Below are 16,236 nucleotides of genomic sequence, written 5' to 3' on the forward strand. Positions count from 1 at the left end.
TTATTTCAGCGGCGAGTTCTTACGCTCGATGCTGTAGCGCTCAAGCTCTTTGTACGGCACCACCTGGCTTTTCTTCTTGCGCACGTCCACGACGGTCATGCGGTCGGTGCAGGAGTAACACGGGTCGAGGCTGCCGATGATCAGCGGCGCGTCGGAGACCGTGTTGCCGCGAAGCATGTAGCGCAGGGTTGGCCAGTTGGCGTAGGTCGCCGCACGGCAGCGCCAGCGGTAGAGCTTCTGGTTGTCGCCGGTCATGCTCCAGTGGATGTCGTCCCCGCGCGGCGCTTCGGCAAAGCCGAGGGCAAAGCGGTTTGGAATGTAGGTGAAGCCTTCCACCATCAGCGGGCCGCCCGGCAGGTTATCGAGGCCGTAGTCGATCATGTTCAGCGCGGTGAATACCTCGTTGATGCGCACCTTCAGACGGGAGATGACGTCGCAGCCCTGCTCGCTGTGCACGGTCATCGGCAGCAGGCCGTAGCCGACGAACGGGTGATCGGCGCGGGTATCGCGGGCGTGGCCGCTGGCGCGCACCATCGGACCAACGTTACTGAAGTCGCGGGCGATTTCCGGGTCAAGACGACCAATCCCGACGGTGCGCTGCTCAATGTTGGGCGTGCTGAGCAGCATATCCACCAGCTCCTGCACGTCCCGGCGCATCTGCTGCGCCAGCTGGCGGGTCTGGATCATGTCGTCTTTCAGCAGGTCGCGGCGGATCCCGCCGATCAGATTCAGGCCGTAGGTTTTACGCGCCCCGGTGAGGATCTCCGCCATCTTCATTGATGCCTCGCGCACGCGGAAGAACTGCATAAACCCGGAGTCAAATCCGACGAAATGGCAGGCCAGGCCGAGGTTCAGCAGGTGCGAGTGCAGGCGCTCCACCTCCAGCAGAATGGCGCGGATCATCTGCGCGCGTTCCGGCACCACGATCCCCATGCCGTTTTCCACCGAGGTGGTGTAGGCGGTGCTGTGGGCAAAGCCGCAGATGCCGCACACGCGGTCAGAAAGAAACGTGACTTCGTTGTAGCCCATGCGGGTCTCCGCCAGCTTCTCCATGCCGCGGTGGACGTAGAACAGGCGGTAGTCGGCGTCGATAATGTTCTCGCCGTCGACGAACAGGCGGAAGTGGCCCGGTTCGTCAGAGGTAACGTGCAGCGGGCCAATCGGCACCACGTTATTCTTCTTGCTGCCCAGCTCGTTGATGAACTCGTAGGTTTCGCTGTCGGTGGTTGGGGCCGGGCGCTGGCGGTAGTCCATGCTGTCCTTGCGCAGCGGATAGAGTTCATCCGGCCAGTCGTCCGGCAGCACCAGGCGACGCTCGTCAGGCAGGCCAACCGGCATCAGGCCGTACATGTCGCGCACTTCGCGCTCGCCCCAGACGGCGGCAGGCACGCGCGGCGTGACGGACGGGTATTCCGGTTTATTCGGGTCGACCTCGACGCGCACGGTGATCCAGCACTTCTCGCCCTGCTCCATCGACATCACGTAGTACACCGCGTAACTGCCGCACAGCTGGCGCTCGTCGTTACCGAACAACACCGACAGCCAGCCGCCCTGCTGGTAGTAGAGAAACTCCACCACTTCCGGCAGATAGTTCACCTTAATGGTGACGGTGATCTGGTCTTTGGTTTGCCAGGACTCCTCCAGCACCACGCCCGGGAAAGCCTGATGCAACGCGGCGAGATACTGCTGACCTTTCTTTTCTTCAGACATAAACACTCTCTTTAATCACGCCACCAGCAAGGAGACGAACGCTAAAAATGCAAAACCAAAACCAGCCCAGGTAATGCGTGACGTTTCGACAAAACGCAGGCGCGCCATGCTGTTTTCAAACAGGGCAATGACCAGCACGCCGATAAGCAGCTTGAGCACAGCCACCACCACGGCCAGCAGCAGGCCGCCCGCAGAGAAGTGCGTCATCTGCCCCCACGGGAAGAAAACGCCGACGAACATCTGCAACACCACCAGCTGCTTGAGACTGATGCCCCACTTCAGCACCGCAAAGCCGTAGCCGCTGTACTCGGTGAGCGGCCCCTCCTGTAATTCCTGCTCCGCTTCCGCGAGATCGAACGGCAGCTTGCCCATCTCGATAAACGTGGCGAACGCGCAGGCGCAGAGCGCCAGCACCAGCGGGAGCGAACGTGAAACCGGCCAGTGGTAAACGGTGTCGGTGATGAAACTGATGTGGGTCGAGCCTGCAACCTGCGCGGCGACCCACAGCCCCAGCAGCAGAATTGGCTCAACCAGCACGCCGAGCATCGCCTCGCGGCTGGCACCGATACCCGTAAACGGGCTGCCGGTGTCCAGGCCCGCAATCGCAAAGAAGAAACGCGCGATGGCGAAGAGGTAGATCAGCGTAATCAGATCGCCCAGCACCGGCAGCGGCGACGCCACCGTCACCACCGGCAGCGCGGTGGCGATGGTCAGCATCACGCCCACCATCACAAACGGCGTCAGGCGGAACACCCAGCCCGCGGCATCCGGCGCGACGCTCTGACGGGAGAGCAGTTTGAAGAGATCGCGGTACTCCTGGAGCACGCCAGGTCCGCGACGGTTGTGCAGCCGGGCGCGCGCCACGCGCGTGATGCCCGACAGCAGCGGCGCGGCGGCGAACAGCACCAGCGCCTGAAGAATTGCCAGTAACAGACTCATGTCAGGCTCCTCGTGAAATGACAATCACCACCAGCACCGCCAGCTCGATCAGCGCCAGGCGGCGGAACAGTACGGGCACGGCGGCCCCCTGCCAGCCCGGCACCCAGCCCACCGGGTTCAGCCAGTGGCGCAGCTTCAGCACGGCGGCAAAGTTCTCTTTCACCGGCATGGCGAAACCGTGGGCGGTGATGACCATCGACTGCTCGTGTTCGTAGCCGCAGGCCCACGCCGCGCCGCGCGAGCGGGAGGCGAGACGGTCGCGTCTGAAGAACAGCATCAGCACGAACGGCAGGAGCGGCGCGGCAATCAGCAGCAGCGCCATCATCGGCTGGGAAACGACGGTATGCGCCGTGACCAGCGGCAGCGGAATAGCCTGGCCCAGCTGCGGCAGCAGCCACGGCGCGGCAACCCCGCCCGCGATGCAGCACAGCGCCAGCGCGACCACGCTGGTGGTCATCAGTACCGGGGCGCAGCAGGCGTTTTCCGCTTCTCGGGTGCGCGGCGCGCCCAGGAAGGTGACACCGTAAACTTTAGCCATACACATCACCGCCAGCGCGCCGGTGATCGCCAGGCCCACCGCCAGCAGCGGGCCGAGTAAACGCCCGATAAACGCCTCGCTCTGGCCGAGGGCGAAGAAGGATTGATAAATCACCCACTCGCCGGCAAAGCCGTTCAGCGGCGGCAGCGCAGCCATCGCCATCAGCCCGACCAGCATCGCCAGCGAAATGACGGGCATTTTTTTGCCAATCCCGCCGAGCTTCTCAATATCGCGGTGCCCGGTGCGGAACCAGACGCTGCCCGCGCCGAGGAACAGGGTGCTTTTAAACAGGCTGTGGTTGATAAGGTGATACAGACCGCCAATAAACCCGGCGGCAATCAGCGCCGGCTGGTTGAGCGCCAGCCCGGTGACGCCTGCGCCCATGCCGAGCAGGATAATCCCGATGTTCTCCAGGGTGTGGTACGCCAGCAGACGCTGGATGTTGTGCTCCATCAGCGCGTAGAGGCCACCGACGAACGCGGTGATCATCCCCGCAATCAGCAACGCCACGCCCCACCACAGCGGCGGCTGATCGCCCGTCAGGGTTATCGTCAGGATGCCGAACAGACCGACCTTCATCACCACGGTGGAGAACAGCGCAGCGGCCGGGGCTGAGGCATTGGCATGCGCCTGCGGCACCCAGCCGTGCAGCGGGATTATCCCGGCCAGCAGGCCAAAACCGACTACGCTCAACAGCCAGACGTCGTTGCCCAGCGGCTGGCCGTTAAGCGCGGCGAAATCCAGCGTGCCGAAACGCTGCCACACCAGCCAGCAGGCCAGCGCCAGCAGCAGCGTGCCGAGACGTCCGAGCGCAAACCACAGCTTGCCGGAGGCGCTGCATCCGGTCAGGAACACGCCGCACAGGGCCATGATTTCAGCCATCACCACCAGCGCGCCGAGGTTGCTGGCGACAACGGTACAGACCGCGGCGGCCATCAACAGGTTAACCAGCAGGCCGTTGGCTTTGGTGTGCTGATGGCGGTGCCAGTCGATATTAAACAGGCTGATAAACAGCCCGCACAGGCCAAAGGTTATCAGCCAGATGGCGTTCAGCGGCGTAAGCTCAACGGCGTGGTGAATCAGCGGGATGAGGGTGTCGACGGATTGCCCGTCGATCAGGACAACCCCGCCCGCCGCCAGCGTCATCAGGCTGCCGACCGCCCCGCCGATACCGGCGATCACGCCGCTCAGCGTTTTATGGAAGGCGAGGAGCAGCGCCAGGACAGCGGCGGCGGCAAACCAGGCCACGCCGCTGGTCATCATAACTATCGCGTTCATTTCGCCCCCTCGTTAAGCGCCCGCAGCAGCGAAAGATCGCCGACGTCGGTATTGATGGTCAGCTCACGCTTGCGTTTGCTGGTGCGAGCGATGTCGCGGATGTTGACCAGGACCAGCGCCCGGGTCGGGCAGGTCCGCACGCAGGCCGGACCCTGCTCATCGAAGCTGCACAGGTCGCACTTCACCGCAACGGCGCGAATGCCCGGCACCCAGTCCAGCAGCGTACTCACGCGTGCCGGAGCCGGTGGCGCAGGCGGCGCTTTCGGGGTATTGGCATTCGCCGGAATATGCAGCGGACGGCTGCCGGAAAACTCAATGGCGCCGAACGGACAGGCGATGCCGCACAGCTTGCAGCTCACGCACAGGCTTTCGTTCAGCTGTACCGCGCCGTCAACGCGGGTGATGGCATTGACAGGACAAACGCCCGCGCACGGGGCGTCTTCACAGTGGTGACAGAGCTGCGGGGCAGACTCTTTCTCATTACGCATGACGCGCAGGCGCGGCATGGACTGTAGCCCGTGCAGGCGGTGCGTTTCCGAGCACGCCGCCTCACAGGTCCGACAGCCAATACAGACCGTCGAGTCAGCAATTACAAAACGGTTCACCGGGTCATCCTCTGGTGATGGTCATTTTTGACGAAAAAAAACTGTCTTATCGACACTTCTCGACACTCGCTTTTCAGGCCACGTTCGCGGAGGATTTTCCGTCGATCAGCTGTTTCAGGTTGATCGGCTGATCGTGCTCAACGGCGGCGTAGAGGCCGTTATAAACCGGCGCTATTTTCTCCAGATAGTGCTCCAGCACCTGCTGGCGATCGCGGTTGCTGACGTGACCGTCCACCATGCCGTCGGCCATCAGTTGAGCTTTCGCAATACACTGTTTTTCACCCTCTTTTGTCTCAACGTAATACTCAATGGTGTGGCTGTTGAAGCTCTCCGCCAGGGTGACAAAAATCGTGAAGTGACAAAACAACACAAAGCGCATGTCCCCCTGCGCCGCGCAGCTCATGGCATGGTGCAGACGGGCTTTTGACAGGGTGATCCCCTGAATCAGAGAGTTGCAGTAGAGGTGCCACTGATCCTGAAGCTGCTGATGACGTTGCGCGATGTAATCCGCTTTTTCGCTAATTTCCCAAATAGTCATAAAAGGTATCCGGTTAATGGAGTTAGCGGCTGTTAAGCAGTTTTCGTGCCAGTTTTTAATCTGTTGATTTAAATATCTTTTAACAAGATACGTACTGTCACCGCCGCGGTGTCGACGTGTCATTTCGACAGCGTTGACATCGTCACGCCGTAACGCAAATCAAGCTGGCACTGTTATTGCATTGAAGGGGCAATTCATTAAGGAGGCGTCATGCACGAAATCACCCTCTGCCAGCGGGCACTGGAACTTATCGAACAGCAGGCTGTGCAGAACCATGCGAAGCGCGTGACCGGCGTCTGGCTGAAGGTCGGGGCGTTTTCCTGCGTCGAGACCAGCGCCCTCACCTTCTGTTTTGAGCTGGTGTGCCGCGGCACGCTGGCGGAAGGTTGCGCACTGCATATCGAGGAGCAGCAGGCGGAGTGCTGGTGCGAACAGTGTCAGGAGTACGTCACGCTGCTGTCATCGAAGGTACAGCGCTGTCCACAGTGCCAGAGCAGCGGGCTGCGCATCGTGGCGGATGACGGTATGCAGATCCAACGCCTCGAAATCGAGAAGGAGTAAAGTATGTGTAGTACCTGCGGTTGCGCTGAAGGCAACCTGTATATCGAAGGGGATGAACACCGCCCCCACTCCGCGTTTCGCTCCGCGCCCTTTTCCCCTGCCCCGCGTCCGGCGGCGGCACTGACCGGCATCACCTTCGCGCCGCAGCGTTCCGACGCGGGTGACCTGCATTACGGCCGCGGCGAAGCGGGCACCCACGCGCCGGGCATCAGCCAGCGCCAGATGCTGGAGGTGGAGATTAACGTGCTGGATAAAAACAACCAGCTCGCCGTCCGCAATCGCGCCCGCTTTGCCGCGCGCGAACAGCTGGTGCTGAACCTGGTCTCCAGCCCCGGCTCCGGTAAAACCACGCTGCTGACCGAAACCCTCAAACGGCTGAATAAACGTGTCTCCTGCGCCGTTATCGAAGGTGACCAGCAAACGGTAAACGACGCCGCGCGCATCCGCGAAACCGGTACGCCTGCGATTCAGGTCAACACCGGGAAAGGGTGCCATCTGGACGCGCAGATGATTGCCGACGCCGCCCCGCGCCTGCCGCTGGCGAACAACGGCATCCTGTTCATTGAAAACGTCGGCAACCTGGTCTGCCCGGCAAGCTTCGACCTCGGCGAGCGGCATAAAGTGGCGGTACTCTCCGTGACCGAAGGGGAAGACAAGCCGCTGAAGTATCCGCATATGTTTGCCGCCGCCTCCCTCATGCTGCTGAACAAAGTCGACCTGCTGCCGTACCTGAATTTCGACGTGGATAAGTGCCTGGCTTACGCCCGCGAAGTGAACCCGGACATTGAGATCCTGCTGGTTTCCGCCACGCGCGGCGACGGGATGGACGCCTGGCTGAACTGGCTGGAGAACGAACGATGTGCATAGGCGTCCCCGGAAAAATTCATTCCATCGACGGCAATCAGGCCAAAGTGGAGGTATGCGGCATCCTGCGCGATGTCGACCTGACGCTGGTAGGCAGCCACGATGAGACCGGCGCATCGCGTCTCGGCCAGTGGGTGCTGGTCCACGTAGGTTTTGCCATGAGCGTGATTAATGAGGAAGAAGCCCGCGACACGCTGGACGCGCTACAGAATATGTTTGACGTCGAGCCGGACGTGGGCGCCCTGCTGTATGGGGAGGAACGATAACACATGCGTTACGTTGATGAATATCGCGCGCCTGAGCAGGTGTTGCAGCTTATCGATCGCCTGAATTCCCGCGCGTCGCTGCTGGACTACACGAAAGAAAAACCGCTGCGGATCATGGAGGTGTGCGGCGGACACACCCACGCCATCTTTAAATTTGGCCTCGACCAGCTGCTGCCGGAGAACATCGAATTTATCCACGGCCCCGGCTGCCCGGTGTGCGTGCTGCCGATGGGGCGCATCGACAGCTGTCTCGACATCGCCAGCCGCCCCGGTGTGATTTTTTGTACCTTTGGCGACGCCATGCGTGTACCGGGAAAAAATGGCTCGCTGCTCCAGGCGAAGGCGCGCGGCGCGGACGTGCGGATCGTCTACTCACCGATGGATGCCCTGACGCTGGCGATGGCTAATCCTGAGCGTAAGGTCGTCTTTTTCGGGCTGGGTTTTGAAACCACCATGCCCGCCACCGCCATTACCCTCCAGCAGGCGAAAGCCCGCAACGTCACAAACTTTTACTTTTTCTGCCAGCACATCACGCTTATTCCCACGCTGCGCAGCCTGCTGGAAGCGCCGGATAACGGTATCGACGCGTTTCTGGCGCCGGGCCACGTCAGCATGGTGATCGGCACAGAAGCCTACGGTTTTATCGCTGAACAGTACAATCGTCCGTTAGTGGTGGCTGGTTTCGAGCCACTTGATCTACTGCAAGGCGTGACCATGCTGGTTGAGCAGAAAATAGCGGCCCTGAGTGCGGTGGAAAATCAGTATCGCCGCGTGGTGCCCGATGCAGGTAACAGACGGGCACAGCAGGCCATAGCCGACGTGTTTAGCGTCGAAGGCGACAGCGAGTGGCGCGGACTGGGGCTGATTGCCGAATCCGGCGTACACCTGACGCCCGCGTATCGCGCCTTCGACGCCGAAGCGCATTTCCGACCGCAGCCGCAGCAGGTGTGCGACGATCCCCGCGCCCGCTGTGGCGACGTACTCACCGGAAAATGCAAACCTTATCACTGCCCGTTATTTGGCAACGCCTGTAACCCGCAAACCGCGTTTGGCGCGCTGATGGTCTCTTCAGAAGGGGCATGCGCCGCGTGGTATCACTATCGCAACCAGGAGTGTGAAGCATGAACACGGTGGAAATGGCGCACGGAAGCGGTGGACAGGCGATGCAGCAGCTGATTAACCGGCTGTTTATGGACGCCTTTAACAATCCCTGGCTCGCCGAGCAGGAAGATCAGGCGCGCATTGCGCTCTCAACCCTCACCGCACACGGTGACAGGCTGGCGTTCTCTACCGACAGCTACGTGATTGACCCGCTGTTCTTCCCGGGCGGCGATATCGGCAAGCTCGCCGTCTGCGGCACGGCAAACGACGTCGCCGTCAGCGGCGCGATCCCCCGCTACCTCTCCTGCGGGTTTATCCTCGAAGAAGGGTTACCGATGGAAACGCTCACGGCGGTGGTCAACAGCATGGCGCACACCGCCCGCGAGGCGGGGATCGCTATCGTCACCGGGGATACCAAGGTGGTGCAGCGCGGCGCGGCGGATAAGCTTTTTATCAACACCGCCGGGATGGGGGCGATCCCCGCCGATATTCACTGGGGCGCTCAACAGCTTTGCGCAGGCGACGTGCTGATTGTCAGCGGCACGCTGGGCTGCCACGGGGCAACCATCCTGAACCTGCGCGAAGGCCTGGGGCTGGACGGGGAACTGCGCAGTGACTGCGCGGTACTCACGCCGCTGATCCAGACGCTGCGCGACATGCCGGGCGTAAAAGCCCTGCGCGACGCCACGCGAGGCGGCGTGAATGCCGTGGTGCACGAATTTGCCGCAAGCAGCGGCTGCGGAATTGAGCTGACCGAGCGCGGCCTGCCTGTCAAAGGCGCCGTGCGCGGGCTATGCGAGCTATTAGGGCTAGACCCGCTTAACTTTGCCAACGAAGGCAAGCTGGTGATCGGCGTGGAACGCACGGCGGCGGAAGCCGTACTTGCACAGCTGCGCGCGCATCCATTAGGGAAAGACGCGGCCATCATCGGCGACGTGGTTGAGCGCAAAGGGGTGCGCCTGACCGGGCTTTACGGCGTGAAGCGCACGCTGGATCTGCCGCACGCTGAACCGTTACCCCGTATTTGCTAGACCGCATCAATAGCGGTCAGCGCCGAACGTCTCTTTTTGCCAGTTTCTATTGGAAAGCAACAATGCCGTATACACCGATGAGCGATCTTGGACAGCAGGGCCTGTTTGACATCACGCGCACACTTTTACAACAGCCCGACCTCGGCGCACTGAGCGATGCCCTGACGCGGCTGGTCAGGCAATCTGCGCTGGCGGACAGCGCCGCCATTGTGCTCTGGCATAGCGCAACCCACCGCGCGAGCTATTTCTCAACGCGTGATAACGGCAAAATCTTCGAATATGAAGATGAAACGTTTCTTGCCCACGGCCCGGTGCGGCGTATTCTCTCCCGCCCGGAAGCGCTGCACTGCAATTTTGACCAGTTTCGCCAGGCCTGGCCGAAGCTGGCAGAGAGCAACCTTTACCACCCTTTCGGCCACTACAGCATGCTGCCGCTGGCGGTGGAAGGGCAAATTTTTGGCGGCTGCGAGTTTATCCGCGATACCGACCAGCCCTGGAGCGAGGCGGAGTACGAACGCCTGCACACCTTTACCCAGATTGTGGCCGTTGTCGCGGAGCAGATCCAAAGCCGCGTCACCAATAACGTGGACTACGACCTGCTGAGCCGCGAGCGCGATAACTTCCGCATTCTGGTTGCCATCACCAACGCCGTGCTCTCCCGCCTGGACATGGATGAGCTGGTCAGCGAAGTATCAAAAGAGATCCATCACTATTTTAAAATCGATGCCATCAGCATTGCGCTACGCGGCAACCGGAAAGGCAAGCTGAACATCTACTCCACCCACTACCTTGATGAAGCTAACCCGGCGCACGAGCAGAGCGAAGTGGACGAAGCGGGAACGCTGTCCGAGCGGGTATTTAAAAGCAAAGAGATCCTGCTGCTCAATCTCAATGAACAGGATCCGGTAGCCCCCTACGAGCGGATGCTCTTCAACACCTGGGGCAACAAGATCCAGACCCTGTGCCTGCTGCCGCTGATGTCCGGCAACACCATGCTCGGCGTGCTCAAACTGGCGCAGTGCGATGAAGCCGTATTTACCACCGCCAACCTGAAGCTGCTGCGCCAGATCGCCGAGCGCATCTCCATCGCGCTGGATAACGCCCTCGCCTATCAGGAGATCCACCGCCTGAAGGAGCGGCTGGTGGACGAAAACCTGGCGCTGACCGAGCAGCTCAACAACGTGGACAGCGAGTTTGGCGAAATCATCGGGCGCAGCGATGCCATGTACAGCGTGCTCAAGCAGGTGGAGATGGTGGCGCAAAGCGACAGCACGGTGCTGATCCTCGGTGAAACCGGTACCGGGAAAGAGCTGATTGCCCGGGCGATCCACAACCTGAGCAACCGCAACAGCCGCCGGATGGTGAAGATGAACTGCGCGGCGATGCCTGCGGGCTTACTGGAAAGCGACCTGTTCGGCCACGAGCGCGGCGCCTTTACTGGCGCCAGCAGCCAGCGGCTGGGCCGTTTCGAGCTGGCGGATAAAAGCTCCTTGTTCCTCGACGAAGTGGGCGATATGCCGCTGGAGCTTCAGCCCAAGCTGCTGCGCGTTTTGCAGGAGCAGGAGTTCGAGCGCCTCGGCAGCAACAAGCTGATCCAGACCGACGTGCGTCTGATTGCCGCCACCAACCGCGATCTGAAAAAAATGGTCGCCGACCGCGAGTTTCGCAGCGATCTTTACTATCGCCTGAACGTCTTCCCGATCTGCCTGCCGCCGCTGCGCGAGCGCCCGGAAGATATTCCGCTGCTGGTGAAAGCCTTTACCGCGAAGATTGCCCGCCGGATGGGGCGAAATATCGACAGTATTCCTGCCGAAACGCTACGCACACTCTCGGCGATGGAGTGGCCGGGGAACGTGCGCGAGCTGGAAAACGTCATTGAACGCGCGGTCCTGTTGACGCGCGGGAACGTGCTCCAGCTGTCCCTGCCGGAGGTTTCTCTTGCGGAAACGACCGTGGCCGCAACCGAGGTTGCGAAGGATGGAGAGGATGAATATCAGCTCATTATGCGAGTGCTGAAGGAGACCAACGGCGTGGTAGCCGGGCCGAAAGGCGCGGCGCAACGGCTGGGGCTGAAGCGTACCACCCTGCTCTCGCGCATGAAGCGTCTGGGAATCGATAAAGAGAGCCTGAATTAACCCGTCATTCCGGCGCCGTATATGGCGCCGCCTTTCATCACTCTGCGTAATTGTCTCACATTGACACAATATATTTTCCTCTGTATAAAATTCCGCCTTAATAATGCGTTTCATTTGCATCAAAATAATTTTAATGAAGGTAGCGTTTAATGAAAAAGGTTCTCTGCGCGTTAGGCCTGGCGGTTGCATCAATGAGTACAGCTCTGGCTACCACGTACCCGCTCACGATAGAAAACTGCGGGTATAAAGAAACCTTCACCAAAGCGCCGGAACGCGTTGTGGCCCTGGGGCAGAATACCGTCGAGATCCTGCTTCTGCTGGGTCTGGAAGATAAGGTGAAAGCCAGCGCGTTCTGGCCGACCAAAGTATTGCCGCAGCTGGCTGAGCAGAATGCAAAAATCAAAACCCTGACCGTCGAAATTCCGACACTTGAATCCTTTCTTGCGCAAAACCCTGATTTTGTTCCTGCACAGCTGCCGCTGCTGCTCGGGCCTGAAAGTAAGGTCGCAAAGCGTGAAGATCTGGCCACCGTTGGGGTAAACAGCTACTTGTCCCCGGGCATGTGCGCCACTAAAAAAGCCGCAGGCGACATGTACGGCAGCCGCCAGACGCTGTGGGACATGACCTACCTTTATCAAGAGATTGAGGATTTCGCCAAGATTTTCAACGTGGAAGCGCGCGGTCAGGCCGTTATCGCCGACTTCAAAAAACGTGAAGCCGACCTGCGCCAGGAGTTTGGCAAAAACAACAAAGACCTCTCCTTTGTTTTCTGGTTCTCAAGCTCCTCACCTTCGGCTGATGCCTATGTCGGCGGCAAAAACAGCGCCTCTGGCTTTATTGCTAACGTGCTGGGCGGCCATAACGCCATTACCTCTGAGACCGAATGGCCGACCGTGGGCTGGGAAAGTATTATTGCCGCTAATCCGGACGTGATTGTGGTCTCCAGCCTGGATCGTAACCGCTGGGCGCTGGACAACGCCGAAGAAAAAATCAAATTCCTGAAAAGCGATCCAGCCGTCAGCCAGATGGAGGCGGTGAAGAAGGGTCATATTGTGGTGATGGACGGCCAGGCCATGAACCCGACGATTCGCACGCTTTACGGTGCTGAGCAGGTCGGCGAACAGCTCAGAAAACTGGGACTGAACTGATGACCACCGCCGTACTTCAGATGCGGCAGGGGGTGCTCCTGACCACGTCATGCCTGCTCGCCTTCGTGCTGTTGTTTCTGGTGATCGCCCTTGGCGTCAGCATCGGTGAGTTGTCTATCCCGCTCAATAACGTGTTCTACGCCATCAGCAATAAGCTGGGGCTGACTGACGTTCCGCTCAACCGCATCTACGAGAGCGTCATCTGGGACTTTCGCCTCAGCCGCGCGCTGGTGGCGGCCTGCTGCGGAGCCGGGTTGGCCATCTGCGGGGCCGTATTGCAGAGCCTTTTGAAGAATGCGCTGGCGGAACCTTACGTGCTCGGCGTGTCGGCGGGAGCGTCAACCGGGGCGGTGTCAGTCGTCGTATTGGGTCTCGGCACCGGCGCAGTGTCGCTTTCTGCGGGCGCGTTTGCCGGAGCCTTCGCCGCCTTTGCCTTCGTCGCCTTCCTGACCAACGGCGCGCGCGGCGGCAATGAACGCACGATCCTGGCGGGCGTAGCGGCCTCTCAGCTGTTTAACGCCATTACCGCCTATACCATCAGCACCTCTGCCAGCGCGCAACAGGCGCGCGACGTGATGTTCTGGCTGCTGGGCAGCTTTAGCGGCGTACGCTGGCCGGAATTCCAGCTGGCGCTGGTAGTGGTACTGGCGGGGCTGGCCGTCTGTCTTTATTATTCCCGTGCGCTGGACGCCTTTACGTTCGGTGATGATGCCGCCGCCTCGTTGGGCATTGCCGTGCCCTGGGTGCGCCTGGCCTTGTTTACCACCACCGCCCTGATCACCGCGACCATCGTCAGCATGGCGGGCTCTATTGGTTTTGTCGGGCTGGTCGTGCCGCACGTTATGCGTTTCCTGTTCGGGCCGCTGCACCGCACGCTGCTGATAGCCAGCGCGCTGGCGGGGGCGATCCTGATGGTGCTGGCCGACATCGCCTCGCGGATGCTGATTGCTCCGCAAAGCCTGCCGGTTGGCGTCGTTACCGCACTGGTGGGCGTACCGTTCTTCGCCGTGATTATCTACCGCTCAAGGAATAAGTAATGAGCATCTGCGCCGAGAAAATCACCTGGAAGGTAGGTAAAAAGATCATTGTGAATCATGTTTCGCTGAAGGTTTCCCGGGGCGAAACGGTGGGCCTGCTTGGCCCTAACGGCTGCGGTAAATCCTCACTGTTGCGCATACTGGCAGGTCTGCGCCGCCCGGATGCCGGGTGCGTGACGCTGGACGGACAGGACATTGCCCGCATTGCCAAAAAGCAGCTGGCGCGGCGCGTGGCGTTTGTTGAACAGCACGGAATGACCGACGCCAATATGCGCGTGCGTGACGTCGTCAAACTGGGGCGAATTCCGCACCATTCTCCCTTCTCAAACTGGAGCGCGCAGGATGACGAAACCGTCACCGCCGCCCTGCAACGCGTGGATATGCTGGATCGCAGCGAACAGGGCTGGCTGAGCTTATCCGGCGGCGAGCGTCAGCGGGTACATATCGCCCGCGCGCTGGCGCAAACGCCCACCGAGATCCTGCTGGATGAACCGACCAACCATCTGGACATTCATCATCAGATGCAGCTCATGCAGCTTATCAGTGAGCTGCCGGTAACCAGCATCGTCGCCATTCACGATCTTAACCACGCATCCATGTTCTGCGATTCGCTGATTGTGATGCAGCAAGGGCAGATTGTGGCGACCGGAACGCCGCAGGAAATCTTATCCGAGGAGCTGCTCTGGGACGTCTTCAGGGTGAAAACCAGAATCGAGATCTCGCCGTACCACGGCAAAAAACACATCCATTTTATCGTGTAGGGGTGAGTTAAAACGATGCCTCTTCGCACTGCCACCACGCTCTGGCCGCCCGTTCTGCTGGGCAGCCAGTTCGTGTTTAACATTGGCTTTTACGCGGTCGTTCCCTTCCTCGCGATCTTCTTGCGTGACGATATGCTGCTCTCCGGCGGGCTGATTGGGCTGGTGCTTGGGCTGCGCACCTTTTCCCAGCAGGGGATGTTTATTGTTGGCGGCGCGCTTTCAGACCGGTTTGGCGCGAAGAGCGTGATCCTCAGCGGCTGCATCGTCCGCGTGGTGGGTTATTTACTGCTGGCCTTTGGGCAATCCCTGTGGCCCGTCATTCTGGGGGCCTGTCTGACGGGCGTTGGCGGCGCGCTGTTCTCACCGTCGATAGAGGCCCTGCTGGCAAAAGCGGGAACGCAAAGTGAGGCAAAGGGTAAACGCAGCCGCGCGGAGTGGTTTGCGCTGTTTGCGGTGTGCGGTGAACTTGGCGCCGTTCTTGGCCCGGTGATGGGTGCGCTGCTGACGGGGCTGGGTTTCCGCCAGGTTGCGCTCGCGGGGGCGGGAATATTTATCGTTGCGCTCGTGGTGCTCTTTTTCTGCCTGCCCGCGGCGCACCGCAGCACGAAGCCGCTGAAAATTCTGCCCTGGTGGACGACGTTCCGCCAGCCGCGTTTCGTCGCCTTTATCATCGCCTACAGTTCGTGGCTGTTAAGCTATAACCAGCTCTATCTGGCGCTGCCGGTGGAGATCCAACGCGCCGGCGGGAACGAAAAAGATCTGGGGCCGCTGTTTATGCTGGCCTCGGTGCTGATCATTGTTCTGCAATTGCCCCTCGCCCGCTTCGCCCGAAAGGTTGGCGCGGTAAGGATTTTACCGGTGGGCTTTTTGCTGCTCTCCGCCGCGTTTGCCAGCGTGGCGCTTTTTGCCGCGACGGAGCCGCCGGAAGGCTGGCTGCGCCTGCTGCCCTCTGCAAGCTTTGTCACCCTTTTAACGCTTGGACAGATGCTGCTGGTGCCGTCGGCAAAAGATTTGATCCCACATTTTGCCGAGGAGTCGACGCTTGGAGCGCACTATGGCGCGCTCTCAACCGCCGGCGGCATCGCGGTGCTGGTGGGGAATTTAGGTTTAGGCAGCCTGCTGGACAAGGCGCTGGTGCCCTCGACGGAGGCCATTTACCCGTGGCTGCTGCTGGCGGTGTTTCCACTGTGCAGCGCGGTCGCGCTGAGCGTGATTTGTCGTCCACTGCGGCGCTGAGACGATTATTTTTTGGGCCGATACTTTTCCGGTAATTCCGGAACCGGACGACGATCGTCGATCAGATGTCGGATGGTCAGAATCGGATGACGCCATAACATACGTGGCCCTGCCCAGCGCATCACCTGCTTCATCTCTTCCCGTCGGGCGGGCTGATAACAGTGCACCGGGCACTGTTTGCAGGCAGGTTTTTCCTCACCAAACACGCATTTATCCAGCCGCTTATCAGCATAAGCCTTGAGCGCCGAATAGTGCCCCTCTTCTTTTATGGCGTGCGGACACCTGTTTTCGTACAGGGCGATCATTCTGGCGATCGTCTTTTTTTCTCGTGAAATACGTTTACCGGACATAACGCCGTCCTCAACATTAAAGTGCATTTATAATACCCTTTTATCTGCACATTTTCAGTCATTGCATTCCGTTTTCTGAAGCGTCCTTCCAGAATTTCCCCGCCCCCCGCCGCGTTTTACTGGTATTTTATACAGGCA

General features: G+C 60.2%; 16 protein-coding genes. 10 read left to right on the forward strand and 6 right to left on the reverse strand.

Annotation, left to right across the window (positions count from 1 at the left end; genetic code table 11):
* From hycE to hycA, 5 genes are all read right to left on the reverse strand, one after another.
* Nucleotides 1–1,710 carry a formate hydrogenlyase subunit HycE gene (gene hycE / locus ACOTYB_RS08990; RefSeq protein WP_023314721.1) on the reverse strand — a complete coding sequence of 570 codons (1,710 nt, stop codon included), beginning with the start codon at nt 1,708–1,710 and terminating at the stop codon, nt 1–3.
* Nucleotides 1,711–1,725: 15 nt separating this feature from the next.
* Nucleotides 1,726–2,649 carry a respiratory chain complex I subunit 1 family protein gene (locus tag ACOTYB_RS08995; RefSeq protein ID WP_022651742.1) on the reverse strand — a complete coding sequence of 308 codons (924 nt, stop codon included), beginning with the start codon at nt 2,647–2,649 and terminating at the stop codon, nt 1,726–1,728.
* 1 nt (nt 2,650) lies between these two features.
* The gene (gene hycC / locus ACOTYB_RS09000) at nt 2,651–4,465 is read right to left on the reverse strand and encodes a formate hydrogenlyase subunit 3 (protein ID WP_045346944.1); all 1,815 of its coding nucleotides are present in this window, start codon (nt 4,463–4,465) and stop codon (nt 2,651–2,653) included.
* Complete coding sequence (locus ACOTYB_RS09005; protein WP_017692772.1) at nt 4,462–5,070, reverse strand: 4Fe-4S dicluster domain-containing protein; 609 nt, start codon at nt 5,068–5,070, stop codon at nt 4,462–4,464. The genes hycC and ACOTYB_RS09005 overlap by 4 nt, the downstream gene beginning before the upstream one ends.
* Nucleotides 5,071–5,143: 73 nt before the next feature.
* Entirely contained in the window at nt 5,144–5,608 is a 465-nt protein-coding gene (gene hycA / locus ACOTYB_RS09010; protein WP_220153303.1) for a formate hydrogenlyase regulator HycA, read from the reverse strand.
* Nucleotides 5,609–5,818: 210 nt separating this feature from the next.
* Here hycA and hypA point away from each other — a divergent pair, with 210 nt between their 5' ends.
* From hypA to ACOTYB_RS09060, 10 genes are all read left to right on the forward strand, one after another.
* Nucleotides 5,819–6,169, forward strand: coding sequence for a hydrogenase maturation nickel metallochaperone HypA (hypA, locus tag ACOTYB_RS09015; protein WP_022651745.1), 351 nt, complete (start codon nt 5,819–5,821; stop codon nt 6,167–6,169).
* Nucleotides 6,170–6,172: 3 nt separating this feature from the next.
* Complete coding sequence (gene hypB / locus ACOTYB_RS09020) at nt 6,173–7,036, forward strand: hydrogenase nickel incorporation protein HypB (RefSeq protein ID WP_023323665.1); 864 nt, start codon at nt 6,173–6,175, stop codon at nt 7,034–7,036.
* Entirely contained in the window at nt 7,027–7,299 is a 273-nt protein-coding gene (locus tag ACOTYB_RS09025) for a HypC/HybG/HupF family hydrogenase formation chaperone (protein WP_022649170.1), read from the forward strand. Before hypB ends, ACOTYB_RS09025 begins: the two co-directional genes overlap by 10 nt.
* 3 nt (nt 7,300–7,302) lie before the next feature.
* Nucleotides 7,303–8,424, forward strand: a complete 1,122-nt coding sequence (gene hypD / locus ACOTYB_RS09030; protein ID WP_023323666.1) for a hydrogenase formation protein HypD — start codon at nt 7,303–7,305, stop codon at nt 8,422–8,424.
* Nucleotides 8,421–9,431: a hydrogenase expression/formation protein HypE gene (gene hypE, locus ACOTYB_RS09035; RefSeq protein ID WP_003862131.1), complete on the forward strand. Its 1,011-nt coding sequence runs from the start codon at nt 8,421–8,423 to the stop codon at nt 9,429–9,431. Before hypD ends, hypE begins: the two co-directional genes overlap by 4 nt.
* 62 nt (nt 9,432–9,493) lie before the next feature.
* Entirely contained in the window at nt 9,494–11,566 is a 2,073-nt protein-coding gene (gene flhA / locus ACOTYB_RS09040; protein ID WP_022651748.1) for a formate hydrogenlyase transcriptional activator FlhA, read from the forward strand.
* A 149-nt stretch (nt 11,567–11,715) separates the two neighbouring features.
* Entirely contained in the window at nt 11,716–12,714 is a 999-nt protein-coding gene (locus ACOTYB_RS09045; protein WP_409248826.1) for an ABC transporter substrate-binding protein, read from the forward strand.
* Nucleotides 12,714–13,751, forward strand: coding sequence for a FecCD family ABC transporter permease (locus ACOTYB_RS09050; RefSeq protein ID WP_022651750.1), 1,038 nt, complete (start codon nt 12,714–12,716; stop codon nt 13,749–13,751). The genes ACOTYB_RS09045 and ACOTYB_RS09050 overlap by 1 nt, the downstream gene beginning before the upstream one ends.
* Nucleotides 13,751–14,512 carry an ABC transporter ATP-binding protein gene (locus ACOTYB_RS09055; protein WP_022651751.1) on the forward strand — a complete coding sequence of 254 codons (762 nt, stop codon included), beginning with the start codon at nt 13,751–13,753 and terminating at the stop codon, nt 14,510–14,512. Before ACOTYB_RS09050 ends, ACOTYB_RS09055 begins: the two co-directional genes overlap by 1 nt.
* Nucleotides 14,513–14,527: 15 nt before the next feature.
* Nucleotides 14,528–15,748, forward strand: coding sequence for an MDR family MFS transporter (locus ACOTYB_RS09060; protein WP_045331302.1), 1,221 nt, complete (start codon nt 14,528–14,530; stop codon nt 15,746–15,748).
* A gap of 5 nt (nt 15,749–15,753) precedes the next feature.
* On the opposite strand, the gene ACOTYB_RS09065 is transcribed toward ACOTYB_RS09060, so the two are convergent.
* Nucleotides 15,754–16,098 (reverse strand): nitrous oxide-stimulated promoter family protein, encoded by a 345-nt coding sequence (locus ACOTYB_RS09065; RefSeq protein WP_022649174.1) that lies wholly within the window; start codon nt 16,096–16,098, stop codon nt 15,754–15,756.
* Nucleotides 16,099–16,236: the final 138 nt, after the last annotated feature.

The sequence above is a fragment of the Enterobacter cloacae complex sp. IR5450 genome (assembly GCF_049238665.1).
GTDB lineage: Bacteria > Pseudomonadota > Gammaproteobacteria > Enterobacterales > Enterobacteriaceae > Enterobacter > Enterobacter hormaechei_C.